18 protein-coding genes are annotated in these 25,588 nt (G+C 55.7%); 4 read left to right on the forward strand and 14 right to left on the reverse strand.

The window, feature by feature from the left end; all coding sequences use genetic code 11:
• Positions 1–190: 190 nt before the first annotated feature.
• From KTT_RS11205 to KTT_RS11215, 3 genes are read right to left on the reverse strand one after another with little or no spacing between them, the layout of a single operon-like run.
• A complete protein-coding gene (locus tag KTT_RS11205; protein ID WP_126596057.1) occupies positions 191–853 on the reverse strand; it encodes a response regulator in 663 nt (220 codons plus the stop codon).
• 53 nt (positions 854–906) lie between these two features.
• Entirely contained in the window at positions 907–2,097 is a 1,191-nt protein-coding gene (locus tag KTT_RS11210) for a GAF domain-containing sensor histidine kinase (protein ID WP_126596058.1), read from the reverse strand.
• 31 nt (positions 2,098–2,128) lie between these two features.
• On the reverse strand, positions 2,129–4,564 hold the full coding sequence (locus KTT_RS11215) for an ATP-dependent helicase (protein WP_126596059.1): 2,436 nt from the start codon (positions 4,562–4,564) through the stop codon (positions 2,129–2,131).
• A 376-nt stretch (positions 4,565–4,940) separates the two neighbouring features.
• On the opposite strand from KTT_RS11215, the gene KTT_RS11220 reads away from it, so the two are divergent.
• The 3 genes from KTT_RS11220 (at position 4,941) to KTT_RS11230 (ending at position 7,996) form a co-directional block, all read left to right on the forward strand.
• Complete coding sequence (locus tag KTT_RS11220) at positions 4,941–6,101, forward strand: M48 family metalloprotease (protein ID WP_126596060.1); 1,161 nt, start codon at positions 4,941–4,943, stop codon at positions 6,099–6,101.
• Between the two features lie 33 nt (positions 6,102–6,134).
• Positions 6,135–6,893 (forward strand): DUF554 domain-containing protein, encoded by a 759-nt coding sequence (locus tag KTT_RS11225; protein ID WP_126596061.1) that lies wholly within the window; start codon positions 6,135–6,137, stop codon positions 6,891–6,893.
• A 224-nt stretch (positions 6,894–7,117) separates the two neighbouring features.
• The gene (locus tag KTT_RS11230; protein WP_235845673.1) at positions 7,118–7,996 is read left to right on the forward strand and encodes a PHP domain-containing protein; all 879 of its coding nucleotides are present in this window, start codon (positions 7,118–7,120) and stop codon (positions 7,994–7,996) included.
• A gap of 48 nt (positions 7,997–8,044) precedes the next feature.
• Here the strand turns inward: KTT_RS11230 and KTT_RS11235 are convergent, their stop codons facing one another.
• Positions 8,045–9,229: an RNA-guided endonuclease InsQ/TnpB family protein gene (locus KTT_RS11235; RefSeq protein ID WP_126596062.1), complete on the reverse strand. Its 1,185-nt coding sequence runs from the start codon at positions 9,227–9,229 to the stop codon at positions 8,045–8,047.
• Positions 9,230–9,461: 232 nt separating this feature from the next.
• Positions 9,462–10,478, reverse strand: coding sequence for a hypothetical protein (locus KTT_RS11240; protein WP_126596063.1), 1,017 nt, complete (start codon positions 10,476–10,478; stop codon positions 9,462–9,464).
• 411 nt (positions 10,479–10,889) lie between these two features.
• Here KTT_RS11240 and KTT_RS11245 point away from each other — a divergent pair, with 411 nt between their 5' ends.
• Complete coding sequence (locus KTT_RS11245; protein ID WP_126596064.1) at positions 10,890–12,305, forward strand: TolB family protein; 1,416 nt, start codon at positions 10,890–10,892, stop codon at positions 12,303–12,305.
• Here KTT_RS11245 and purN read toward each other — a convergent pair.
• From purN to KTT_RS11290, 9 genes are all read right to left on the reverse strand, one after another.
• Positions 12,266–12,949 (reverse strand): phosphoribosylglycinamide formyltransferase, encoded by a 684-nt coding sequence (gene purN / locus KTT_RS11250; protein ID WP_126596065.1) that lies wholly within the window; start codon positions 12,947–12,949, stop codon positions 12,266–12,268. The two genes, KTT_RS11245 and purN, sit on opposite strands and share 40 nt — an antisense overlap.
• A 13-nt stretch (positions 12,950–12,962) precedes the next feature.
• Positions 12,963–14,240: a phosphoribosylamine--glycine ligase gene (gene purD / locus KTT_RS11255; RefSeq protein WP_126596066.1), complete on the reverse strand. Its 1,278-nt coding sequence runs from the start codon at positions 14,238–14,240 to the stop codon at positions 12,963–12,965.
• 72 nt (positions 14,241–14,312) lie between these two features.
• Positions 14,313–15,809, reverse strand: a complete 1,497-nt coding sequence (purF, locus tag KTT_RS11260; protein ID WP_126596067.1) for an amidophosphoribosyltransferase — start codon at positions 15,807–15,809, stop codon at positions 14,313–14,315.
• Positions 15,810–15,882: 73 nt separating this feature from the next.
• Positions 15,883–16,647 (reverse strand): phosphoribosylaminoimidazolesuccinocarboxamide synthase, encoded by a 765-nt coding sequence (locus tag KTT_RS11265; protein ID WP_126596068.1) that lies wholly within the window; start codon positions 16,645–16,647, stop codon positions 15,883–15,885.
• A 113-nt stretch (positions 16,648–16,760) separates the two neighbouring features.
• The gene (gene purM, locus KTT_RS36710) at positions 16,761–18,608 is read right to left on the reverse strand and encodes a phosphoribosylformylglycinamidine cyclo-ligase (RefSeq protein WP_126596069.1); all 1,848 of its coding nucleotides are present in this window, start codon (positions 18,606–18,608) and stop codon (positions 16,761–16,763) included.
• The gene (gene purL, locus KTT_RS11275; RefSeq protein ID WP_126596070.1) at positions 18,608–21,691 is read right to left on the reverse strand and encodes a phosphoribosylformylglycinamidine synthase subunit PurL; all 3,084 of its coding nucleotides are present in this window, start codon (positions 21,689–21,691) and stop codon (positions 18,608–18,610) included. The genes purM and purL overlap by 1 nt, the downstream gene beginning before the upstream one ends.
• A gap of 114 nt (positions 21,692–21,805) precedes the next feature.
• A complete protein-coding gene (locus KTT_RS11280; RefSeq protein ID WP_126596071.1) occupies positions 21,806–22,882 on the reverse strand; it encodes an NUDIX hydrolase in 1,077 nt (358 codons plus the stop codon).
• 11 nt (positions 22,883–22,893) lie between these two features.
• On the reverse strand, positions 22,894–24,540 hold the full coding sequence (gene guaA / locus KTT_RS11285) for a glutamine-hydrolyzing GMP synthase (RefSeq protein WP_126596072.1): 1,647 nt from the start codon (positions 24,538–24,540) through the stop codon (positions 22,894–22,896).
• A gap of 141 nt (positions 24,541–24,681) precedes the next feature.
• Complete coding sequence (locus KTT_RS11290; protein WP_126596073.1) at positions 24,682–25,041, reverse strand: cupin domain-containing protein; 360 nt, start codon at positions 25,039–25,041, stop codon at positions 24,682–24,684.
• Positions 25,042–25,588: the final 547 nt, after the last annotated feature.

Here is a 25,588-nt window from a genome sequence, read left to right on the forward strand (position 1 = left end):
ACTATGTGGTATTGTATATCATGTTGTTTCGGAGTTCAGGCCTTCTCGCGAAAATTAGCCTAAATTTCTTATTGTCCGGTTAACGCGCAGCGCGGTGCGCGCTAGTAATTACGAGATTAGGAATGGCTTGAAAGAGGATCTGCGTATTTTAGGATGCGCTTTTATGATTCAGGTGCAGTCTGGCCGCCTTTTATTCGTTCAGGTTAATGAGACCTCGCTGGGCGGCCAGGGCGACTGCCTCTGTCCGGTTGGTTGCTCCTAATTTGCTCATGATTGAGCTGACATGAAATTTGGCGGTGCGTTCGCTGATGATCAGGTGAGAGGCGATCTCTTTATTTGGCATACCCTGTGCCAGCAGGCGCAATACCTCTAATTCACGTTCTGTTAACTCTTCGACCTGTGGTATGGCGTTTGCCAGGCGCGGGGTGGCCTTTTGTTGTCCCACATGGCGCAGTAGCTTGGAGGCGACCAGTGGTTGCAGCATGGAGCCTCCCTCCATGGTAATGCGAATTGATTTGAAGATCTCGTCGCGTGGTGCCTCTTTGAGCAGGTAGCCGTCGGCCCCGGCCTGGAGCGCGTGAATGATTCTGTCATCGTCGTCAAAGGCTGTGAAGACGATGACGCGTGGTCGTTGGGGCATCTGTGAAAGCTGGCGCATGGTTTCTACCCCGTCTTTGCCGGGCATTTCAAGATCCAAAAGCAGCATGTCTGGCTTGAGGCGGGCGGCGGTTTGCAGGGCTTCGTCTCCATTTGCGCATTCGGCGATTACTTCAAAGTCGGGCTGTGTCTCCAACAGGGTATGCAGACCTTCGCGGACGATGGGGTGGTCATCTGCCAGTATGATACGGATCATTATTTTGCCTTTCAGCTCTATTGTTGGACCACGAGGCGGTGAGTGCCGAACAATTAGTAGGGCACGGATACTTCAACGCATGTGCCCTTGTCTGGCTCACTGAAAATACAAAGGCTGCCGCCTAAGATGCGCACACGTTCTCCCATTCCTGTCAGCCCGAAGTGACCCGTATTGCCGGGTACGTTATCTGTTTCGAAGCCTTCTCCATCGTCCTGAATGCTCAGATTGATCCATTGCTCTTCTGCGCTGAGCCGCATTATAATGTTGCTGGCATTGGCATGCTTGCGAACGTTGGTCAGCGCTTCCTGGGCAATGCGATAAAGGCCCGCTTCGATACGTGCTGGCAGGGCGGGAAACTGTAGCATTGGCGTGCAGCTGTATTGTACAACAGGAAATGGCTCAGCGGTAGCCAGGGCGGCCAGGGCTTCGGGTAGCGTATGTTCCTGCAGCGGAGCGGCTCGCAGGTCCATGACCGAACGGCGGGCCTCCTCCAGATTATGGCGTGCCAGGCTGAGGGCACGTTGAATGGCCTCGTGCGTACGCTCGGGCTTCGTTTTGATCAGCGCGTCGGCGGTCTCCAGTTGTAAGGCGATAGCGGCCAATCCCTGGGCCATGGTGTCGTGGATCTCGCGGGCCAGGCGGTTGCGTTCCTCGGTGGTGGCCAGGCGTGCGGCCGCCCGCGTATGCTCGGCCGACAGACGCGCCCGCTGCAGCGCCAACCCGATCTGGTCGCTGATAATATGTAGGAGTTGCAGTTCGTCGGGCCGTAGCTCGCGCCAGTCCTCGCTGGCGACGTTCAATACTCCCAATAGGGCCGAGCCAGCATAGACGGGGACGCTGGAGTGGAAGCGCAGTCCCAGGGCGCTGGGATCACTGTCGCGCTCGGCGTTTTTGAGGCGGCTGCAGCGGAGCACGTTGATGTTTGAGGCTCCCTCCATGCTGCCCCCCATGAAGGTGTCGAGGCACAGGCAGGAGCCGCACATGCGTTCGGGATGATCGGCCAGGTAGGGTGGAAGATGCTGTGAGGCGGCGACGGTGGGCTCACCGGCGTCGTCGAAGATCCAGACCCAGCCTGTGCGCAGCCCCAGCAGCCGTGTGACATGGGCCAGCACCTCTTGCAAGGCGTCATGGACATCTACCTGGCGATTGAGATAGCCCGCGATGGCATATAGGACCGCCAGTTCACGATTCCCGTTGAGCAGCGGTGAGGATTCAGTTGTTTCGGTTGGTTGCTGTTGTTCCATGGTTATTACCTGAATGGTGCTGTTGAGCGCGTCAGGAAAGCTTGTCCAGGCGCGCGAAGTCCAGGCTGAGACGTTTCTTGCCGTGCTTGCCGGGAAATTGTACCTCTACGAATTCTGTGCCCTCTTCCATCTCGCTTTTCAAGATGATGCCGTCTCCGAAGATGTTGTGGCGCACGCGATCACCGGGCTTGAAGCGCTGTACCCTGGACTTCTGATTAGCGGATTCGCCGCCTCTGAAGCCGCTTCCTGTGGGCATGTTGCCCCTGCTTCTGGGAGCCGAGGGGAGCGAGGAATAGCTGCGCGTGGCCGCATTGCCACTATTACTGCCCCGACCGAAGACATGGCCCCCGCTCTCTCCATATGGATCCTGGTTAATGTCGTCTTCCCAACTGTGTTCCCGATATCCCTGCTGGCGGCTGCGCGATGCTGTACCCTGTCCACTACTTGCTTGCTGAGCCGCGGCCCCACCACGTTTGATGATCAGTTTGCCTGGAATATCGGCCAGGAAGCGTGAGGGCTCGGTATACTGCGTTTCTCCAAATAGTGAGCGGCGGCGCGCCCGTACCAGGTAGAGCTTTTTCATGGCGCGGGTAAAGCCGACATAGGCCAGGCGGCGCTCCTCTTCTACCTGTTCAGGTTTATCGATCGAGCGCGAGTGGGGCAGTGAACCCTCGTCCATGCCAACGATAAAGACGACGGGATATTCCAACCCCTTGGCTGCGTGCAGGGTGATCAGGGTTACGGCATCGGTATTTTCTTCCTGGATCAGCGATCCGTCTTCACCAGACTGCACGGTATCGGCGCCCCCGACCAGGGCGACGTTCTCCAGGAAGAGCTCCAGAGCGGCGTTGGTCTCGATCTCGGAGTAGTCCTCGGCCACGCGGCGTAGCTCCAGGACGTTGCCCCAGCGGTCCAGTTCCTCGCCTTCGGAGGCGATACGTAGCTCGGGACCATAGCCGCTGCGCTCGGCGATGCGGTCCAGCAGCTCGGGCAGGTGCAGCTCATCGATGGCTCCTCGCAGGTCGTTGATTAGCTTGTAAAAGGTTTCCAGCGCGCTTTTGGCCGCTTTGCCCAGCGTGGGATGATGCTCGATGCTTTCCAGGGCCCGGTAGAGCGAGCTGCTCTGCTGGTTGGCCCACTGCTGCAGCTCTCCCACTGTTTTGGGCCCAATCTTGCGGTTGGGAACGTTGATGACGCGTAGCAGGCTCAGGTCATCATTGGGATTGGCCAGCAGGCGCATGTAGGCCAGCATGTCCTTGATCTCTTTGCGATCATAGAACTTGCGGCTGCCGATCACTTTGTAGGGGATGTTCATGCGCAGGAATTGCTCTTCCAGTGCGCGTGACTGGGCGTTGGTGCGATACATCACCGCGACATCGGTGCGCTTATCAATCTCGCCACGGGCCAGCAGGCGTATGATCTCCTGCGCCGTGTAGAGGCCCTCCTGCTCCTCATTGTAGGCTTCGTGCACAACGATCTTTTCGCCGTTGCCCTGCGCGGTCCACAGCTTCTTATCCTTGCGCAGGCTGTTGCGCTTGACGATGCCCTGCGCCGCGTCCAGGATGGTCTGGGTGGAGCGATAGTTCTGTTCCAATAGCAGGATTCTGGTCTGGGGAAAGTCACGTTCGAAGCGTAGTACGTTCTCGGCACTGGCGCCGCGCCAGGTATAGATCATCTGGTCATCGTCGCCCACCACGCAGACATTGCCCAGGCCGCTATGCTCGCTATCGGTCCCATAACCCAGCAGACGGATGAGCTTATACTGTGGCAGATTGCAGTCCTGAAACTCATCAACGTGAATGTAGTGCCAGCGGCGCTGATAGCGCTTAAGGACTTCAGGTTCGCGCCTCCAGAGCTGCTCAGTCAGCATGATCAGATCATCAAAATCGACGCTATTATTCTTGCGCATCATCTTTTGATATTCTTTGTAGACGCGTGCGGCAACCTCTTCGACATATTTGGTGGCCATCTCGGCCATCTGGTCGGGCCCCTGCATGTCGTTTTTGGCGCGTGAGATCAGAGCCTGAATGGTGGTGGGACGATATTGCTTTTCATCCAGATTAAGCTCTTTGATGGCCCTTTTGAGTAAGGTATGCTGGTCGTCGGTATCTAGAATGACGAATGAGCGCGAGAGCCCCAGGGGGGCCAGATGCTCGGCTTCGGTGCGCAGCACGCGGGCGCAGATGGCGTGGAAGGTGCCGATCATCATCTCTTTAGATTCGTTGGCCCCGACCAGCTTCTCCATGCGCTCGCGCATTTCGCGGGCTGCCTTATTCGTAAAGGTAACGGCCAGGATGCGCCAGGGCGAAACCTGCTGCTCTCGAACAAGATAGGCAATGCGATGGGTGATTACGCGTGTCTTGCCGCTACCGGGCCCCGCCAGAATTAATACCGGCCCCTCCGTCGTCGTAACGGCATCCTGCTGAGGTTGATTGAGGCCCCCTAATAGATCTTGCTGTTCCAACATCGGTCATCACCCTCCATATCGCGAAATAATCAGAAACGTTGTATCTGGAAAAAATTAAAATTGCATAATATCGGATCTGCGTCTGGTCGTAGATAGCTGTAGATTGAATCGACGCTATTGTACCACAGATGCACACCTCATCGGCATAACCAATGTGACCTAACTGTAAGAAACCTGTGAGTTTTCAAAAAGGGATAGCTCAGGCGCTGGCAGGAGGCGGTTAACCGCCTCCTGCCAGCGCCTGAGCTATCCCTTTTAACTAAGCTATATGCTATAGTTGTCTTAGCAAGCATCTCTTAGGGTTGAGCAGCTTAAAGCAAGCGGCCCCTTATAACTGTGATAGTTTCACCAATCTCTCTTATGGAAAGGTCTTGCTGTGCAACAGATTAATGCTGAACGGCAACAACGCCTGCGCGCCTATCGTGCGGCACGCGGCATGCTGGTACGCCTGTTAGGGCTTCCCTTTGCCTTTCTCCTGGGTTCTCTCATCTGTATCGATCCTGTTCACTCTAGCAGCCTGGTGGGACTGTTGATCTCTTTATGGCACCGCTGTATAGGGCTGCTGCTCTGGCAGCCAGTGATAAACTGGTATCCCGTGCCAATCTTTTTGAGCTACCTGCTGTGCATGCTGTGTCTGGAGGCTATCTATCTGCCACTTTACAGCTATATTGATTGCGGTCTTAAACGTTATCATCGCCTGCCGAGTTTTTCGTGGCGCGTCTGTTTTCTGCGCCATTGCCGCGCCCAGGGACAACTGGTCGTCAAGTGGGCGGTGCTGGTGCAGGTCATCTACCTGCTGTACGCGACGCTGCAGGACTGGTGGTGGTGCGGCTTCGTCTGCTTGCAATTACTACTGGATATCGGCTGGGAGCAATGTAAACCGTTTATCCTGGCGCGCACCTATACCCTGACACCGCTGGCTGATGGAGAACTGAAACAGCGTTTGCAGCAACTGATGCAGCGTCTATCAACTTCAGTGCGTGGCATCTATGTGTTGACCAAACCAGGATCTAAAGTAGCGCCCAACGCTTTCGTAGTTGGCTGGGGCTGGACGCGCCAGATCAGCATTGTGCATACGATGCTGGAGCGCTTCTCACCGGATGAGATCGAGGTTATCCTGGCCCATGAACTGGCGCACCACGTCTCCTTCGATATCTGGAAACGTATCTTTGCCCGCTCGGGTGTGCGCCTGGTCACTTATTATCTGATTGCTATGCTGATGCTGGGATTGGTGGATATTCCGATCTATCTGTTTGATGGCTTCTCCGATAGCGCAACGGTCCCCTTTCTTTTGTGCCTGTGTGTGCTATCCTGGGTAATAACGACTTCTGTTATGAATAGCTATAGCCGTTCGATGGAATATCGCGCGGATGAGTTCGCCCTGCGTACAACCGGCCTGCACCAGGCATTTAAGAGCGCCATGGTGCGATTAGCGAATATCAACGAAATTCTCGCCCATGAGGATAGCCATTCCAGCCATCCATCCATTGTGAGTCGTATTCGCCACGCTGAAGAGTGCGCGGCTCGCAATGCATGAAGATTATGATATCCTGGAGGACTATTTTTTTTTATGACGGGAACATTAATTAATTTCGCTACCGTGATGGTCGGTGGGGTGCTGGGACTGCTGATCGGCGAGCGCCTGCCTGACCGTATCAAAACCATCGTCATCGCTGCCATCGGCCTGATCACCATCGTGATGGGCATTTCATCAGGCATCACGACTCGCAACGCCTTAATTCCTTTGCTCGCCCTGGTGATTGGTTCTGTCATTGGAGAATTGATCGATATTGATCGCAGAATTAACTGGCTGGGCGATTGGCTGAAAAAGCGCTTTAGTCGCGCCGACGAGAGTCGACATAACATAAACTTTACTACAGCCTTTGTGATTGCCAGTCTACAATTCTGCGTTGGCCCCCTGACGATTCTTGGTTCTATCAATGACGGTTTGACCGGCGACTATCGCCTGCTCGCCATCAAAGCAGTGCTGGATGGTTTCTCTGCCATTATTTTTGCCAGCAGCTTTGGCATCGGCACCCTCTTCGCTGGTGCCACCATCTTAGTTGTGCAGGGTGGTATCTCCCTGCTCGCCGGCCTGGTCAAGCCGCTACTGGTGTCGGACCCTCACCTCAGCATGGCACAGCAGCCACGCGTCATCGAGTTAGCGGCCGTAGGCGGCGTCATCCTGGTTGGCCTGGCCCTCAACATCCTCGACATCAAACGCATAAAAGTCGCCAATATGCTTCCCGCCCTGCTCGTCGCCCCTCTACTGGTCGCCCTCCTCAGCCTCCTTGGCATCCCCATCGACTTCGGCCTCAGCGGCCACTAAAACAGAAAAAGAAAGGGGGGCCGGGTCCTCCCTGCCGGGGTGCGGGCAAGCCTGCTGGGAGCATGCTCAAGTCCCCGCAAATCATATGTATTCTCACTCACCGCCGCAGGCGGTGAGTGAGAATACATATTTCAACCCTTAAACCGATCTGTGGTACGATTATAAATAAGAAGAGTATCGGATTTAATCTACTGTCTATCATCTCTTTTTAAAAGGAGTTAATCTTGCCTCGTCTGACTACAACTGTAACGTTACGTCCCGATGATTCCATTGATCTGCATATGCATACGACTTATAGTGATGGACGTTGGCCGGCCCAACAGGTGATCGATTTTCTAGCTAAGGAAAAATTCAACCTGGTTGCTGTGACTGACCACGACCGTGTTGATAAAGTGGCTGAAATACAGGCGCTTGGCGCGGCCCAACAGTTACCGGTGTTATCTGGCGTTGAGATGAGCACCGAATGGAACGGTCCCGTTGGCAATGGTCGCATGGGTGACATGCTCTGCTATGGCTTTGATCCTGAGCACAACGAGCTGGTTACCCTGACAGATTCGATCGCGAAGCGCAAGCTAGAGAACACCTACGAAATAAACGAAAATCTGCGTCGCATGGGCTATGATTTTCCACGCCAGGAAGAACTGCTAGCGGCCAACGGCGGCAAGCTCCTTTATCAGATGGACAATGCCATGCTGCTGCGCGAGCATGGACACGTGCCGAGCTGGTATGCTGGTGTGCAAAAGGTGAAGGAGGCCGGCTTTTATTCCGTGCGCTGCGATATGGCCGAGACCGTTGAGGCGGTCCATCGTAGTGGTGGTGTCTGCCTGATTGCTCATCCCGGCCGCCGCGAGGGCGGTTTTACCTTTTATGATCCGGCCCTGCTCGATCAACTACGCGCCGAGATCCCTATTGACGGCATCGAAATGTATCATCCTTATCATAGTCAGGATATGGTCAAAACCTATGTTGCCTATGTCGAGGAGCACGATCTGTTGGGAACTACCGGTTCAGATTCGCATTTTATCCCGGGTCGCATGCCCATCAAACATCGCGCCGAGATCAGCCGTCGCTTCCTGGAACGTATGGGCGTTCATGTGGAATAGCGTATCATTGACATCCTCCCCCGCTTAAAAGGCGGGGGATTCCAAGAATCACTTCTTGGGTTTCCTGCTTCGCTGAGTCTTGCCAGAGGTGGTTTTCACCGCCCCCGGTCTTACGGCCTCTCCACAGGCATTGAGGACCGTGAGCCCCACGGACCTGATATTCTTTGCCGCATTGAGATCTCGGTCATGATGGACACCGCATTCTGGACACGTCCAGTGGCGTACATCGAGCGTGAGGGATTCGAAAATGTGCCCACAATCAAAACAGCGTTTACTGGATGGGTACCATTTGTCAATGTTGACCAGATTTCGACCGTACCAGTCTGCTTTGTATTCCAACAGGGTCACAAATTGACTCCATCCCACATCCGAGATCGCTTTGCTCAGAGAACGATTCTTGACCATGTTCTTGACGGCAAGGCTTTCTACGCAGATCGTTTGGTTTTCACGGATCAGACGGGTAGAAAGTTTGTGGAGGAAGTCTGAACGACGATCAGCAATCCGAGCGTGGATTCTGGCCACCGTGTGCCGCGCCTTCTCTCGGTTTTTGGACCCTTTGTGCTTCTTCGCATGGCGACGCTGGGCCTTCGCCAGTTTCTTCTCATCTTTCTGGAAGAAGCGAGGGTTTCCCACGATTTCTCCATCCGAGAGCGCCACGAACGATTTCAACCCGAGATCGGCACCAATGGTGGTTTCACAGGGCGGTCCATGAGCGATGTCCTCCTCTACCAGGAGACTAACGAAATAGCGATCTGCGGCATCTTTGCTGACGATGACACTGGAAGGAACTGCCCCCTCTGGCAAGGGGCGCGACCACACAAGAGCGAGTGGCTCTTGCATCTTTGCCAGGGTGAGAACTCCATGGCGAAACGTAAAGGCGTTTGACGTGTAGGTCGCCGATTGCTTACTCCGTTTCTTTTTAAACCTGGGGTACTTCCCCCGACCTTCAAAGAACGTGATGAAGGCCTTATCGAGATGGCGCAAGGCCTGTTGGACGGGGACACTGGACACGTCGTTTAACCAGGCGTACTCATCCTGTTTTTTGAGATCGGTCAACCGTGAAGAAAGGTCTTTATAGTACAGGCGCGTCTGCTCTTTATAGAAGGCATCTGTTTTGAGGCGCAACGCCCAGTTGTACGTAAAGCGCACACAGCCAAACGTCCGAGCAAGCATCTGTTTTTGCTCGTCGGTCGGGTAGCATCTGTATTTATAGGCGCGTTTCTGTGTACTCATGCGTTACAATGTAGCACATTCCATGTAAAAATGGAACAGTATACCTAGCCCTGGCCCATCGCGCCCCCAAAAGGAACGGGCTTTTATCCCCTGGTTAAAACACAGGGGTTTTACGCCCCGTTTATATAAAAAGCAGGGGCGCCACTATGATCTGACAGTGGCGCCCCTGCTTTTTATATGGTGCTTTTGACGCATCAGCAGCTTATCATATCAGCCTGCTGATACCAGCTTGCTAGAAATTGTCCCGCTCTTCGCGACGCTCTTCGCGGCGCTCACGCCTTGCATTGGGATCATCATACTGCCCCTGATTGAAGCTCTGGTTCGGATCATTATACTGACCCTGGTTGTTAGCATAGCCAGCATTATTGTACTGCTGCTGATTGCCATAATTCTGGCTGTTGGGATCGTTATACTGGCTGTTGGGGTCGTTATACTGCTGCTGGTTGTTATACTGCTGATTGTTGGGATCGTTATACTGCTGCTGGTTGTTATACTGCTGATTGTTGGGATCGTTATACTGCTGGTTGTTGTAGTTCTGGTTGTTAGGGTCGTTATACTGCTGGTTGTTAGGGTCGTTATACTGCTGGTTGTTATAGTTTTGATTATTAGGATCGTTATACTGCTGCTGGTTGTTATAGTTTTGATTATTAGGATCGTTGTACTGGCGTCGATCTTTCCGATCGTAGTTATCATCGGTGTTATTATAATTGGGATCGTTATATTGTTGCTGATTGTCCATGTTCATACCTCCATTGTTATAGTTAGGACTGTTATACTGCTGCTGGTTAGCCATGTCGATGTCGGTCGCGTTGTAGTTGGGATTGTTATACTGTTGATTGTACTGCTGCTGATTAGCTGTGTTCTGCGATGGGTCCGCATAGGTGTTGTATGAGGCCATCTGAGAAGCGCTATTGGGCATAGCAGTACCGGCATTGGGATCACTATTGAGACCCGTAGCGCCGTAATTGCCGAGGATACGAGCCGCATCTTGTTCGCGACCATCGGCACGTACAGAGACTACATGCTGACCAGACTGGAAGGCATTATGATAATAACCTGCATGCTCCTGGGGCACACCGAATTTCATCAACTCTGATCCTAGATTGGTACCAGCTGTCTCTCCGCTGGTATTCGCAAGTCCGAGTTGATCCTTGGCGAATCCGGCTGCATTTAGCTCCGATAGAGCCTGCTTGGCCTTAGCCTCTTCTTGAAAAATGCCTATCACCAATGGATTTTGTGATGTTGTCATTGTGCCGTTCCTTTCTGCTTGCCGTGCTGTTATCACTTACAAGGCCATGGAACCCTGCTTTGTTTCGCTAAAATGACTTACTATCACTTTTATGTTTCATAATACCATTTGTAGTATGGTGATCTATACAGAGGTTTTACGATTCAAACACAAAAATAGTGTCAGTTTAAACGCAGCTATACCCATTTTTGAGCCCTCTCACCACACGCGGCATGCCCCCCACCGTAGGTGCCGGGCTCGCCCCGGCTTGTCGCGAAGCGACTCCGTGCCAGGGCGTGTATGTTCCACCAACGAGGCCATCTTTACGACCAAAGGTGCATTATTATCAATGTTTATAATGTAAAAGGAGATTAAATGCCTTTAAGCGGATAATGTTTGTTCGATCTTTTATTTTACAGGGAGCAGCGGTCTATGTTTCGTTCCCCGTTCATTCTGGCGTATGTGGCATGTGCATTGATTGTTACTTGCTTCTGTCAATCTAGTGCCGATGCACAGCCAATGCAGACTAAAGCCAGTGGCAGCAATTGTCCGCCACCGGGCAGCGCGCGGACCGCATTTATGCCTGCCCTGGCTGCCAGGGAGCACCATCAGTATGTTGTTTACATCTTGATGCGTGCCGGTCAGCAATTCCTGGTGCGTTACGATCCGGTAAACGGACAAAAGACTACGCTGGTGCGGCTCGATAGCGACGATTATACGGTCGATGCGCGTGTGTCGCCGGATGGTGAGTGGATTCTGTTGAAGCGTAGCGCCTATCAGGGGCGGCAGGCGTTACAACTGGTGCGCATTGATGGCAGCTATCTGCAGACTCTCTATTGCGCTCCCTTTATCTCGAATTTTCTGCTGTCGCCCGATCAGCGCTATGTGGTGTTCGACCGGTCGTATGAGAATCAGCGCTACAACGGCATCAGTACCTACAGCATAGATCTACGCACGGGAACGTTACGCCTGGTGCTGCGCCAGACTGCTGACCAGTCCGGCTATGAGCCTCTCAAGTGGGCCGGTAACCACAGCCTTTATATGACCGAGTCGCTGACAGGAATTGGTGGTGGGGGTCCCTTTCCGCTACGGGATCGTTTCAATCTCTATCTTTTGCGAGACGTCAGTTTGGATCAGAGTCGGCAGGCCACCAATCTAAAGTTGCTGTTGACGACACCCGATCCTTGCAGCTGTCTGGATATGGATGTGACGCCTGATAATGCTTCTGCGATCACCAGTACATGTACCACGACCAGCGATAGTCAGGGCACCGCCCAGACGGGTCCCGCGCGTATTCAGATCCAATCTCTGCACGGTGGTAGTGCGCGCGTCATCTATAGCTTGTCCAACAGCGCGATTACCTATGTGCGCGCTATCTCCCCGACAACTCTTCTCTTCGTGGTTGGCAATCTGCGCTACACGTTCGATGCTAGCAGTTTCACACTTGATCCCCGTGATGAGGAACTAAATGGACTCTGGACCATTCGCACCGATGGCACAGCGCTGACGCGCATCAGTATCGCCGCTTCTGGCCGCAGCAGCGATTTCCCCCAGTTTGCCTATACTGCCGGTGATATCCTCTCGCACGATAACCAGCACTATGTGGTCCAGAATCGCACCCCGGGCAGCCGGGGTATTGCCAGCAGCATCGTCATCGGGTCCCTGACCCCTCACGGCAAACAAACCACCGTCGAAACTACCCAACCCTCAGACCAACTCCACCTCATTGGTTGGGCCGAAACCCCTCCTTCACGCCCGATCCGCTCCTCATATGTTCGGACCTCCCGTCCGATTTCTCGAAAACGTTGTTATTGGGCGGGGGCGACAAGGTGGACCTGCTCGGCGTAGGCGCGCACTGCCTCCACGATCAGGCGATGCTCCTGGCTCTTGAGCTTCTCTTGCAGGGTATCAGGAGTATCGCCAGGCTCGATCGCTACCTCGGCGCGGCCGATGACTGGACCAGCATCGACCGCCGGGATCACATAATGAACGGTGCTCCCGGTTACTTTCAAACCCGCTTCGATGGCCCGCTCGATGACGTGCAGACCGCGCAGGGCCGGGATCACGCTGCCATCGCTGGTGGTATATGTATCACCGCTATCGTCGGGGAGCAAGGCGGGATGCAGGTTGATCATGCGCTGTGGAAATTGAGAGGTGAATTCAGCACTCAGGATGCGCATCCAGCCCGCCAGCACGATCAGGTCAGCCCGGAAGAGCTGGAGAAGTGACAGAATCTGCTGCTCCGCCTCCTCGCGTTTCTTCCAGGGAATATAGGCCGCCGGCAGTTTATGTTTGAGCGCGCGTTGCAATCCCTGGGCGCTGGCCTTATTGCTGATCACCAGCACAATTTCAACGCCAGGCAGTTGCCGGCCTTCGACCGCATCGATCAATGCCTGCAGATTGCTCCCGCTGCCCGAAATAAGTACGGCCACGCGCAGGGGCTCGACCGGCTTGCTGTGCGACGGTTGGCTACTATGTTCAATACCACTCATCCCTTGTTATCCTCTAGTGCTTTATAGCTTCAAGCCCACGGTGGGCGATGTCTTTGCGATAGTGCATCCCTTCGAAGGAGATGTATCTGGCGGCGTCATAGACGCGATCGACGGCTTCTTGCAGGTTGTTGCCACGCGCCACCACGCTCAAGACGCGGCCTCCAGCGGTAACCAGTTGATCATCTTTCAGGGCAGTTCCCGCGTGGAAGACCTGCACCCCCTCAAGTTTGTTGGCCTCCTCGATACCCTTGATAGGAAGACCGGAGCGATAGCCGCCGGGATAGCCACCCGAGGCCAGCGTCAGGCTGACGGCCGAACCCGGATACCAGAGCGCGTTTGGATCAACCTGGCGACCAGAGGCAAACTCGAGTACATTCAGGATATCTTCTTTCAATAAGAGCATGAAGGCCTGCGTCTCGGGATCGCCGAAGCGGGTGTTGTGCTCTATAACCTTCGGACCGCTGGCCGTGAGCATGATATTTGAGTAGAGGACGCCGGTGAAGTTGACGCCAGTCTGTTGCATGGCGTTGAGGGTGGCGGCGATCACTTCATTATAGATGCGCTCACTGGTGGCCGCGTCCACAAACGGTAGCGGGGTAAAGACGCCCATGCCACCGGTGTTCAGACCCTGGTCGTTGTCCAGCGCCCGTTTGTGATCCTGGGACAGAGCCAGGGGCAGAAAGCTGGTCCCGTTACAGATGGCCGTGGCGCCGATCTCATCGCCCTCCAGGTAGTCTTCAAGCACCACGATATCGCCCGCGGACCCAAAGACGCGATCGACCATCATCTGTTTCAGTGCCTCTTGCGCCGTCTCCATGTCAAGGGCGACGATCGCTCCCTTGCCAGCTGCATTGCCATCCGCCTTCACGACGATGGGAGCACCATGCTGATCCAGGTAAGCTCTGGCTTTTGTATAATCGTTAAAGGTCTGGTGCTGAGCCGTTGGGATTCCCGCCTGCGTCAGCAGTTCCTTGGTAAAGGCCTTGCTACCCTCCAGAGCGGCCCCGGCCTTATCGGGACCAAAGACGTTGAGGCCGCGACGGCGGAATAGATCGACGATCCCTTCAATCAAAGGCGCTTCGGGACCCACCACCGTGAAATCGATCGCGTTATTCTCGGCGAATGAGGCCAGGTCGTGCAACTGGTTGACCCCCAGAGCGACGCGTTCCGCGTAGGGCCCCATCCCAGGATTGCCCGGGGCCGCATAGATCTTCGTGACGCGCGGGCTCTGCGCCAGTTTCCAGACCAGCGCATGCTCGCGCGCCCCCGACCCAATCACTAATACACGCATAAAATATATACCTCCAACATCAAGGTGGTCGTTGCCATGCCGGAACGGCATGGCAACGACCACCTTGATTGATTATTGTCCTTTTATCGCTGTATCCCTTGGGAAAAAAGTGGCTGGCTGAGCTCCATGCTTTGCCGCCGCAATGGGATCAAAGGGCCAGCCCTGCTTCTCCATGCAGCCATAGCAGAACTCTTTGTTCAAAAAGGCCATGGCCTCTTTATCATCGGGATGCAGATTGGGGGTTTCAGCCGTTTGAATGGCTCGCCCCAACCCCGACATGCTGACGTAGCCCAGGCTATCGACCCCGATATAATCCGCCACTTCTTGCACGGTGCGCCCGGCGGCGATCAGTTCCTCTTCCTGGGGAATGTCGATGCCGAAGTAGCAAGGATGGCGCAGCGGCGGCGCACTCGAGCGCAGATGGATCTCTTTGACGCCGCGATTGCGCAGTGCCGAGACCAGGCGCTTCATCGTATTGCCGCGCACGATTGAGTCATCGACGATCACCAGGCGCTTCCCTTCAACTTTGGGTTGCACAAAGTTGAATTTCAGATCCACTTCCAGCTGGCGCAGGCGCTGATCCGGTTTAATAAAGGTGCGGTCACTATAGCGATTCTTGATGATGGCCTGGCTGTAGGCGATCCCGGAGGCGTTGGCGTAGCCGAGGGCGGCCGGTATCGACGAGTCGGGTACGGGCACGACCAGGTCAGCTTCAACGGGATGCTCACGGGCCAGTTCACGTCCCAGGGCCTCGCGTACATTATAGATATAAGCGTCGTTGAGGCGGCTGGTGGCATCAGAAAAATAGATATGTTCAAAGACACAGAGAGAGGTTTTCTGGGCTTTGACCAGTAGTTCTGAGTGCATGCCATCTTCGTCGAAGGTGATAAATTCGCCCGGCTCGACCTCACGTATGTAGGTTGCACCCATGCGGTCGAGAGCGCAGGATTCGGAGGTGGCGATCCAGCTATTGCCGATGCGGCCAATGCATAGCGGACGCATGCCCCATGGGTCGCGCATCGCGTAGAGCTTACCTTCGGCCAGTATCACCAGGCTGTAGGAGCCGCGCAAGGCGGGAAAGGTCTCGATCATGCGCTCACGCAGGGTCTTGCCCTGGGCATAGAGCAGCATAAGCGCTAAGATTTCGCTCTCCGTGGTTGATCTCAACATCTCTTTGGGGAAGAGTTCCCGCAGTGTATCGCCATTGACGATATTGCCGTTGTGAGCCAGCGCGATCGTGTCGTATTGACCGCTGCGCTCACCAACCACGAATGGGCCGGCATTCTCCACACAGCTTGAGCCCGTGGTTGAATAGCGCACGTGTCCGATGCCACAGTAGGTCTCTGGCAGGCTCGTGCCTGAATCTTGAAAGACTTCGCGTACTTTTCCCATTCCAACGCGGTGGACAACCTGGCCGTTGTCGTCGTAGACGGCCATGCCGGCGCTCTCCTGCCCCCGGTGTTGTAAGGCGGTTAATGCCAGGGTAATGTAACGCCGCACGTCGAGACTATCGTCGCCCTTCGGCATATAGATCCCTACTATTCCGCAAGCGTCGTGTAGTCGCTCCATACTCGGCTCCTCGTATTCTGCTTATGCAAGATATGTAACCCAATAATTATATGAGTCTGAGGTCTTTTTTTATTTAGTTGACCTTTAACTTCCCTGTCAGATCTGCCACCAGCGCATAGCGGTCCGCGATATCTTGTAGTGCCGCGGGCGTGACATCCTGGAGATTACGATAGACCTGTTTGTCGAGCATACGTGATTTGTCGCCACCGGGCCAGAGGCGCCAGCTGTCGTTGTCGATGACGTCGGCAACCATCATATTCCCCTGTGGGTCGCGGCCAAATTCGATCTTGAGGTCGACGAGTGTGACGTCGGCGCTGCGCCAGGCCCGCTCCAGCACGTCGAAGACGCGTCGCCCCTCACGAGCCATCCAATCGATCTCATTGGCACTGGCTATGCCAGACGCGATGATATCGCTGGCTTCGATCTGTGGATCGTGGCGGGCATCATCCTTTAAGAAGGTTTCAATCAGGACAGGATCGAAGCGTGTCCCCTCACTGATCTCGGGATGGCGTTTGAGATATGATCCTGTGGCGATGCGGCGCTGCACATGCTCTATTGGTAGCATATCACAACGTTTGACCAGCAGGGTGGTATCATCGACCTTCTTGACGAAGTGGGTGGAGATACCATTTTCATTGAGCAGACGAAAAACGTTAGCGGTTGTGATGGTGCTCAAACGCGATTTACCTGCGATAACATTGCGGCGCGCGCCATCGCCCGCTGTAATCTGATCTTTGCCAACCATATAGACCAGGGTGTCGTCCTCAGGATAGGCATAGATCTTCTTGGTCTTGCCTTCGGTCAGCAGAGAACCAAAGAGAGCGTTACTATTGGTCATATTGGGATATCCTTTCTCGAAAACCCTGACCTACTACGATGAATAGGAGCTACGTAACATGAAATTTTAAGTGTTTTTTCTCGCGCCGCCGCAGGCGGCGCGAGAAAAAACACTTAAAATTTCATGCAGACTCCTTCGCCACGGGTGATGGTGCCGATGGTCTGCAGCTCTGGCAGGAGGCTGCGCGCTTCCAGCGCCGCTTTGGGGGCCAGAACGATGACCATACCGATACCCATATTAAAGGTGCGATAGAGCTCTTCCGCTTTGATGTTGCCCAGGCGACCGATCAGTTGGAAGAGTGCTGGCACGGTCCAGGTATGCGTGTCTATGTTGGCCTGCATGCCAACCGGGAGGATGCGAGAAATATTTCCTTTGAATCCACCACCGGTGATATGCGCCACCCCTTTGATGTAGCGACCACGATCCGCCAGGTATTCTCGCAGCAGTGTGATCTCGCGCAGGTAGCTGCGATGGGGGCGCAGCAGCGCGTCCGCCAGTGTTTCACCCAGCTCGGGCACGAATGTATCCAATGAATGCTTCGCGAAGACACGGCGAGCCAGAGAGTAGCCGTTAGTGTGCAATCCATTGGATGGGAGTCCCAGGATCACATCTCCTACTTCGATGGTGCTACCATTCTGGGCCTCGTCCTCTTCGACGACGCCGACAATGGTGCCGGCCAGGTCAAAGGCGCCTGGAGCGTAGACGTCGGGCATCTCGGCGGTCTCGCCTCCTAGCAGCGCGCAGCCCGCTTCCTGGCAGGCATTGGCGACGCCGCGCACAATGGTTGCGACCCTCTCGGGATCTAGTTTATTGACGGCCAGGTAGTCCATGAAGAAGAGCGGCTTCGCCCCCTGGGCCAGCAGGTCGTTGATCGAGTGATTGACAATGTCGAAGCCGATCGTATTGTAGCGACCAGCCTGCGCTGCGAGCAGCGTCTTGGTTCCAACGCCGTCCGTTGAGGCGACCAGCGCCGGATGTTCCATTTTGCGCAGGTCGCGGGCGCTGAAGACGCCGGCGAAGGCGCCGACCCCGGCCAGCACGTTGGGACCCTGAGCGGCGCGCACCGCCTCTTTCATCAGGCGTACCGCTTTTTCACCGGCCTCGATATCTACTCCGCTGGAGGCATACGAGATGGCCTCCGGTTTTTCGCTGGCTTGAGCGGTGGACGTTTCTCCCCGCTGTAGCAGCGTTTGCGCGTAGCTGTAGGCATTCTGGAAGATCAACAGGCCGTCACCCTGATCGTTGCTCTGTCCCCGGCGTTGTGGATGCTGCAGGGCGTTGACGTAGCGCTCGGGATGTGGCATCAGGCCAAAAACGTTGCCCTGCGCGTTACAGACGCCAGCGACGTTGCCGAGCGAGCCATTAGGATTGTCGGGATAGCTGACTTCCTGGTCGCCATCACCGCTGCTGGCGTAGACCAGCGGTACCTGGCCGTGATCCTGCAGGCTGGCGAGGTCCCCGGCCAGTACAAATTGTCCCTCACCATGGGCGACCGGCAGCTCGATGGCTCGTTCGATACCGCGCGTGAAGATACAGGGACTTTTCTGCGCCACCAGGGTGACCCAGCGACACTCGAAGCGGGCCAGTTCGTTTTCGGTCAGCGTGGCCCGTGGAGCGTCATCAAACTGATTGCCGGGCAACAGCCCCAGCCGTACCAGCACCTGGAAGCCGTTACAGATGCCCAGAACCGGGCGGCCCTCGGCGACAAATTGCTTGAGCTGCTCCCCCAGGTGCAGCTGCAGCTTTTTGGCCAGCAATGTTCCGGCCCCCAGGTCGTCTCCATATGAGAAACCGCCCGGGATGGCCAGGAAGTGGTACTCAAGCAGCTGCTCAGGTGACTTGATGAGCTGGTTGATATGCATGAGCTCGGTTTCAAAACCGACTAACCGACAGGCCTGGGCCGTTTCACGATCACAGTTGATGCCCGGGGCACGTAAGACCAATGCACGTAATGCGCCCATTATGCCCGCCCTCCCTTCCAGGATGTCTGCAGCTCGTCGATGCCAACGTTGAGCAACTCTTCTTCTCCATTCTGAACAATGAAGCGCGAGGTGTTAGTGACACTACCAATACGGTAGAGCTCCTCGACTCCGTTAGCATGCATGTAGTTCTCAAATGCCCCTAGCTGTTCGGGTGTCACTTCTACCAGGAAGCGCGTTGCGGATTCGCTGAAGAGTTTGGCGATGGCGACGGCGCTGCTTGAGAGCCCATCCGCGCTCTGCAGGCCGAAGCGATTGATGTGCAGGGTGGCTCCCCGCATTCCAGCCAGCGACATTTCCGCGGCCGCCACGGCCAGCCCACCTTCAGATAGATCATGGCAGCTGCGCACCAGCCCGCGCCGAATCGCCTCTCCAAGTGTAGCCATAGTCTGCCGCGCATGCGCGATCCGAACGTGGGGCACCCTGGTGACGGGGAAGAGCCGGGCGAAAGAATCAGTATCGATCAACTCTCCATAATGTGAGCCCGCCATCTCGTTGCGTGTTCCACCTACCTGGTAGAGCAGGTTGCCTGGCGTCTTCAATGCCATATCCACGGTTGGCGTGACATCCTTTATGACGCTGACCGCTGAGATGACCAGCGTAGGAATGACGGGGAAGCGTTGCCCATCGGCCCTGTACTCATTGTTCAGGCTATCTTTGCCTGAAATAAATGGGGTGCCGAAGCCGACCGCCGCGTCGTGGCAGCCTTTGACCGCTCGTACCAGTAGACCCAGTTGCTCTGGATCAGTGGGATTGCCCCAGCAGAAGTTGTCGAGGATTGCGGCGTGGGTGACATCGCCGCCTACGGCGGTCAGGTTGCGCAGCGCCTCGTCTACCGCATTGACGGCCATATGATAGGGGTCAATCTTGCCATAGAGCGGATTAACGCCGTTTGAAAGGACAACGCCAGCTTTTGAGTCTGGATCTTCCTCAATCAATGGCTGAAGGACCGCCGCGTCTCCTGGACCATTGCCCGCGCGTCCGACCAGCGGCTTGCGCACCGTGCCGCCCTGTACTTCGTGATCGTAGCGCCGCACGACCTCTTCTTTGGAAGCAATCGAGGGGTGGCGCAGCAGGGCCAGTAGTGTGGGGGCGAGCGAGCCAGTTACACCCTGGGGTACATGACTTTCGCTATCTATACCGGTTTTGTCGGCAGCTCTCTTTTCGGGCTGTTTCCATACCGCGTCCAGCGTTTTTCTTGGCAGACCATCATGGAGAAATTCCATATCCATATCGGCCACAACCTGTCCATTATAGGTCAGGGTCAGGCGGTGGTCGCTGGTGAAGGTGCCCAGGATGCTGGCTTCAACCTCTTCAATGGCGCAGATCTCTAGCAGCTGATCAAGATGGGCCGGTGGGACAGCCAGCACCATACGTTCCTGTGCCTCGGAGAGCCAGATTTCCCAGGGGGCCAGCCCCTGATACTTCAGTGGCGCCTTGCTGAGCTCGACGCGGGCCCCCGTTTTGGAGCCCATCTCACCGATGGCCGATGAGAAGCCACCGGCTCCGCAGTCCGTAATGGCGTGATACAGGCGGCGATCGCGCGCCTGGATGATGACGTCGGTAACTTTCTTCTCGGTGATGGGAGCACCGATCTGCACGGCGGTCCCGGCCTGCGTATTGATCTCCAGGCTCATCTCGCCGGATGAGAAGGTCGCACCATGCACGCCGTCGCGGCCGGTACGTCCTCCCAGCGAAACGATCAGGTCGCCGGGCTCAACCGTGGTGGGATGGCTCCCGTGAGGGAGGATGCCCAGGCAACCGCAGAAGACCAGTGGATTATACGTATAGCCGGGATGGTAAAGGATGGCTCCATTGACGGTCGGGATGCCCATCTTGTTACCGTAGTCGCGGACGCCGTTGACGACTCCGCTGGCGATGCGCCGGGGCGTTAGAACACCGGCCGGAAGCTCGTCGGCTGGTGTGTCCAGCGGACCAAAGCATAAAATATCGGTGCAGGCGATGGGCTGTGCCGAGACGCCTACGACGTCGCGAATGACGCCGCCGACGCCCGTGTTGGCGCCACCAAACGGCTCGATGGCTGATGGATGGTTATGCGTCTCAACCTTAAAGGCCACATCCTGCGTATCGGTCAGCCGGATAATTCCGGCGTTATCGCTGAATGCCGACACCAGCCAGTCCTGCTTGACCTCGTCGGTCGCGCTGACGATGTAACGCTTGAGCAGCCCCTCAATGGTTTCACTCTCGATCGTATGGCCCTGCGCATCTACCTCGCGATACTGGATGGTGGCTTTAAATGTCTTATGGGAACAGTGCTCCGACCATGTCTGGGCCAGTGTCTCTAGCTCGACATCGGTTGGCTCGCGTCCTTGATCCCGGTAATGTCGTTGGATCGTGCGCATCTCTTCTAGATTGAGAGAGAGCAGACCTGCCCGACTGACCTCCATGAGTTGCTCATCGTTCATACCGGAGAGAAAAATAGTACGTACCGCGTGCTGCGCGTGATCCGTGCTGCTAATATCGGTTGTCTGGCCGTCCGCTTGTGCTGCAGTGACCGGCGGCAGGTCATGGGTCGGTTGCGCTGTCGCGGAACCTTGGAAGGGATCAAGCGTATAGTGTTGAATGACGGCGTTAAATAATAAGGACTGTGCGATGCTGTGGGCGTCCGCCTCGCTGAGGCGACCATCCAGCACATAGCGGCGGCCGGTTTCGACAGCTTCAATCTCTGTGATCCCCACCATCTGCGCGCCCGCCATCACGCTTTCCGCCAGCGTATCGGTGACACCGGCATGAAAAAACACATCGACAATATGACCTGTCTCTGTGTTTCTAGTAGTCTGGCCCTCTGCTGTATAGGTCGCCTCCTGTACTACCGGATCAACCAGCAATTGTTGTATCAGCTGATCAATCTGCGCGGTACTCAGGTCTCCTTGAATGCGATATAGCTGGGCTGTACGAAGGGTAGGTTGTGGGGTATCCGCGGACAGTTCCGCGAGGGACGGAAGATGCTTGGTTGGTAGCTGTAATATTTCATGAACGAGCTGGTGCGCGTGAACGTCATGACGATCCGCGACTGCTCGTACTTCTATTTGATATAGTGTCACGTTCCTCTGATCCTGGCTGGTGCCTTAATGTCTGATGAAGGACATCAGGTGACTGCTAGTAAATAGAATGACAGTGCTGTTCTCATCCAATGGGACAGGCTTATTGTAACATCTTTATTTGCGAGATGGCAAATTACTAATAGATGAGGTAATGGCGTCGAACCAATCGTCTCCATAGCACAGTTGTCCATAGAGTAGCAGGTTTGGCTCACCGGTGGCCGAGATATTGCCGTGGTGTTGCAGTATGAATTGAGCCAGGCTGGTGGGCTCGCCGGGGCAGGTGTGGAGGGTCTTTATCTCGCCGTCCTCGGGCTTGCGTCGCCTGACTTCTTCCAGGGAGATGCGTAGGCGGGTGAGAAAGCAGAGTTCGGGATGGGGCGTAAACACATCGTAGACGAGCCCCAGGCAGAACTGTTCGCTGATATCGTCCGTCCCGATGCCTGTCTCCTCGCGGATCTCACGCCGCATGGCGGCGAATGGATCGGGTTGTTGTGTTGTCGCGTTGATATCGACGTCGCGCTCGAAGAAGCCACCGATGACATGATAGCGGCCAACGTAGAGGTCTACCCCCTGGCGTTTATCTAGCAGAATGTGACCGTCGGCGGTCTCGACGACCGAGCAGACGGATAAGGGATTGCCCAGCTCGGCTCGCGTGCGCCCGCTGGCGAATTCCTGGCTGCGTGTGACCACGTATTCTTTATAGCTGGTCTGGCCCAGCGTCAGATGCAGAGCCTGCCCCATTGGCGGCAAGTTAAGCAAAGGGCTGTCTCCCTGCTTCCTCCAGGCGGGAGGTGCAGGAGGACGGCCAGCCCTCCTACCGGGGTGCGGGGCAAGCATGCTGGGGGCATGATAGTCCCCGCCCTCTCCCCTCTCCCCTCGCGCCGCCGCAGAAAAAGAGAGAAAAAAGTTTTGTGGGGACACCTCACGCCCCGGCAGGGAGAACCCTGCACCCCTTGACTTGACGCTGGTGAGCGTCTGTTCGCTATCTTGTTGAACCGAGATAAGGCGATAGAGGGGAGAATCGAAGAGCAGACTGTTTTGTTGGCGCGCCCCGCGCAGCTTTTCCTGCCAGAAGCGCTCCATCCATTCCTGCAGCTCGGGTGTGAACCGCAGGAATTGGTCAGGTTGGTACGAGATATGTAGATCCTGGGGCCGATAGCGGCCCCGAGCCAGAATCTCAAATTCGAGCATGTGATCCTCAGCTATTCCCACTCAATGGTTGCCGGAGGCTTGGACGTGATGTCGTAGACCACGCGATTGATCTCGGCCACCTCGTTGACCAGACGATTGGAGATGCGACCGAGCAGTTCCGGCGAGAGCCTGGCCCAGTCGGCAGTCATAAAGTCACCGGTAGTCACGGCGCGTACGGCGACCAGGTTGGCGTAGGTGCGATAATCGCCCATCACGCCCACGCTTTGAATGGGAGTAAGCACGGCGAAGGCCTGCCCCAGTTGACGATAGATGCCAGCCTTCTGAATTTCCTCAATCACGATCTTATCGGCGGCGCGCAGCACATTGAGGCGCTGCTCATCCACGGCCCCGATGATGCGAATGGCCAGGCCGGGTCCCGGGAATGGATGGCGCCAGACCCAATCTTCGGGCAGGCCGAGCGCGGCCCCGATCTCGCGTACCTCATCCTTAAACAGCATGCGCAGCGGCTCGACCAGCTTCAGCTTCATCTCTTTTGGCAGCCCGCCCACGTTATGGTGCGACTTGATACTCTTGGCGGTACTGGCCGTATCGTGGCTTGTGCTCTCGATCACATCGGGATAGAGTGTTCCCTGCGCCAGGAAGGCGATATTGCCCTGTTTTTCTGCCAGGCGTACCGCCTCATCTTCAAAGACGCGGATGAACTCGCTGCCGATAATCTTACGCTTCTGCTCTGGATCAACGACGTTGGCCAGGCGATCCAGGAAACGCTGGCGCGCATCCACCACTACTAGTGGAATGTGCATATGGTTGCCAAAGGTATCCACCACCTGCTCGCGTTCACCGGCGCGCAGCAGCCCGGTATCCACGAAGATACAGGTCAATTGATCGCCGATGGCTTTATGAATGAGCAGCGCGGCCACCGCCGAATCGACGCCGCCTGAGAGGCCACAGATGACACGCTCATCACCTACCTGCTGGCGAATCAGTTCAACGGCCTCATCGATCACATGGCCGGGGGTCCAGTTTGCTTCGCAGCCACAGACGCGGAAAAGGAAATTGCGGATGATATCTTTTCCCTGCGGCGTATGGGTGACCTCGGGATGAAACTGCAGGCCGATGTAGCCCTGCGGACTGCCGATGGCGGCCACCGGATTGCTCTCGGTGCAGGCCAGGACGCGAAAGCCTTCGGGCAACTTATCCACGCTATCACCATGACTCATCCAGACCGGCAGGCGCAGCGATTGGCTCTCGGGCGTGTCTAAATCATCGGTCTGCTGCGGTGAGGCTTTAATGCCCTCAAAAATACGGAAGCTCTCGCGATCAGCGGCGGCCTCGGTCAATACCTCGATGGTCGCGGGCCCGTATTCTCGCAGTCCATTTGAGGGCGCCACATGTCCGCCCAGGCTCTGGGCCAATAACTGCATACCATAGCAAATGCCCAGCACCGGTAGCCCGCTTTTGAGAATGGCGGGATCGCATGAAGGGGCATCCACATCATACACGCTGGACGGCCCACCAGAGAAGATAAAGCCTTTAATATCGAGGTGCTCATTCTTCTGTAGCTGTTCCAGGGTGGTATCTGCAGGAACAAGTTCACTATAGACATGGCATTCGCGAATACGACGCGTAATCAAGCGGCTATACTGGGAGCCGTAATCGAGAACAATGATGGCCTCACGGCGCTCTGGTGCGTGCATGGGTTTCTTTCCTACCTCTGGTTTGTTTGAGTGTGGTGTGTTGATTTTAGAGTATATCACAGAAGTCCCCAGATGGTGGGTTTTATCCTTTGGCCTATCGATGAGGGGACGCAAACCCATACATGCCAGGCTCGCCCTGGCTTATACCGCATACTTTGTGCTTTTGCCCAGAGGTAGAACATGGCGTGCCGCCTCCATACATGTCACCCCTTTATCGCTCACCAGGGCGCTATGCCGCACTCCAGCTGGCAGCACCATACAGTCGCCCGGCTCCAGATCAACATATACCGCGTTGCCAGCCGCATCCAGTTGATCAGGCAAAATGAAGCGGATCGAGCCTCGTATGCAATACAGTACCTTCTCATAGCTATGGGTATGCGGAGAATAAACATCACCCGGTCCATTGGACCAGGAATATGGTCTTAAACCCTGCTGCTGCATCTTTGCACGTATCTCCTGCCCTTGTGGAGAGCTTTGACCATGCCAGCGAATAATCTGCATTCCTGTCTCCTCATTACGCAATATTACAGGTTACCTTATTCATATCTTAATGAAATTTACAAATGAAATTTACAAGCCAACACCCTCTTTATATCTTCCAGACCATGAGTGTTCCCCCATCTCATCTCCTCCACCCTATCGCAAAGGGGGCAAGCCCTTGAAAGGAGGTGACGACCCCTTATTTATCCTATCGTCGTGCGACGGCCACAAGAATCCGTCCGCGAGAGCCAATGCATTCAACATAACATACTGGCGCCCCTTTGAGAGGGGAGATGGTATCTCGTTGGTGGAGCGTGCGCGCCCGGGCGCGGGGCCGCTTCGCGGCAAGCTGGGGCAAACCCAGCACCTACGACGCTTTTCATTTGCTATATTGCTACATTGAATGTATTGCCCGCGAGGGCCGAACCTACGGGACGCTCCATCCGAAAAGCGGCCGCGAGAACCTACGGAGCGGGGATACAAGGGGTGTCAACCCCTTGACTGGGGGCCCGGGGGCTGTGCCCCTGCCTCTTCCTTCCCCCTGGTGCCGCCGCAGGCGGCACCGTAC

This window comes from Dictyobacter aurantiacus (assembly GCF_003967515.1).
In the GTDB taxonomy this organism is placed as follows: Bacteria; Chloroflexota; Ktedonobacteria; order Ktedonobacterales; family Ktedonobacteraceae; genus Dictyobacter; species Dictyobacter aurantiacus.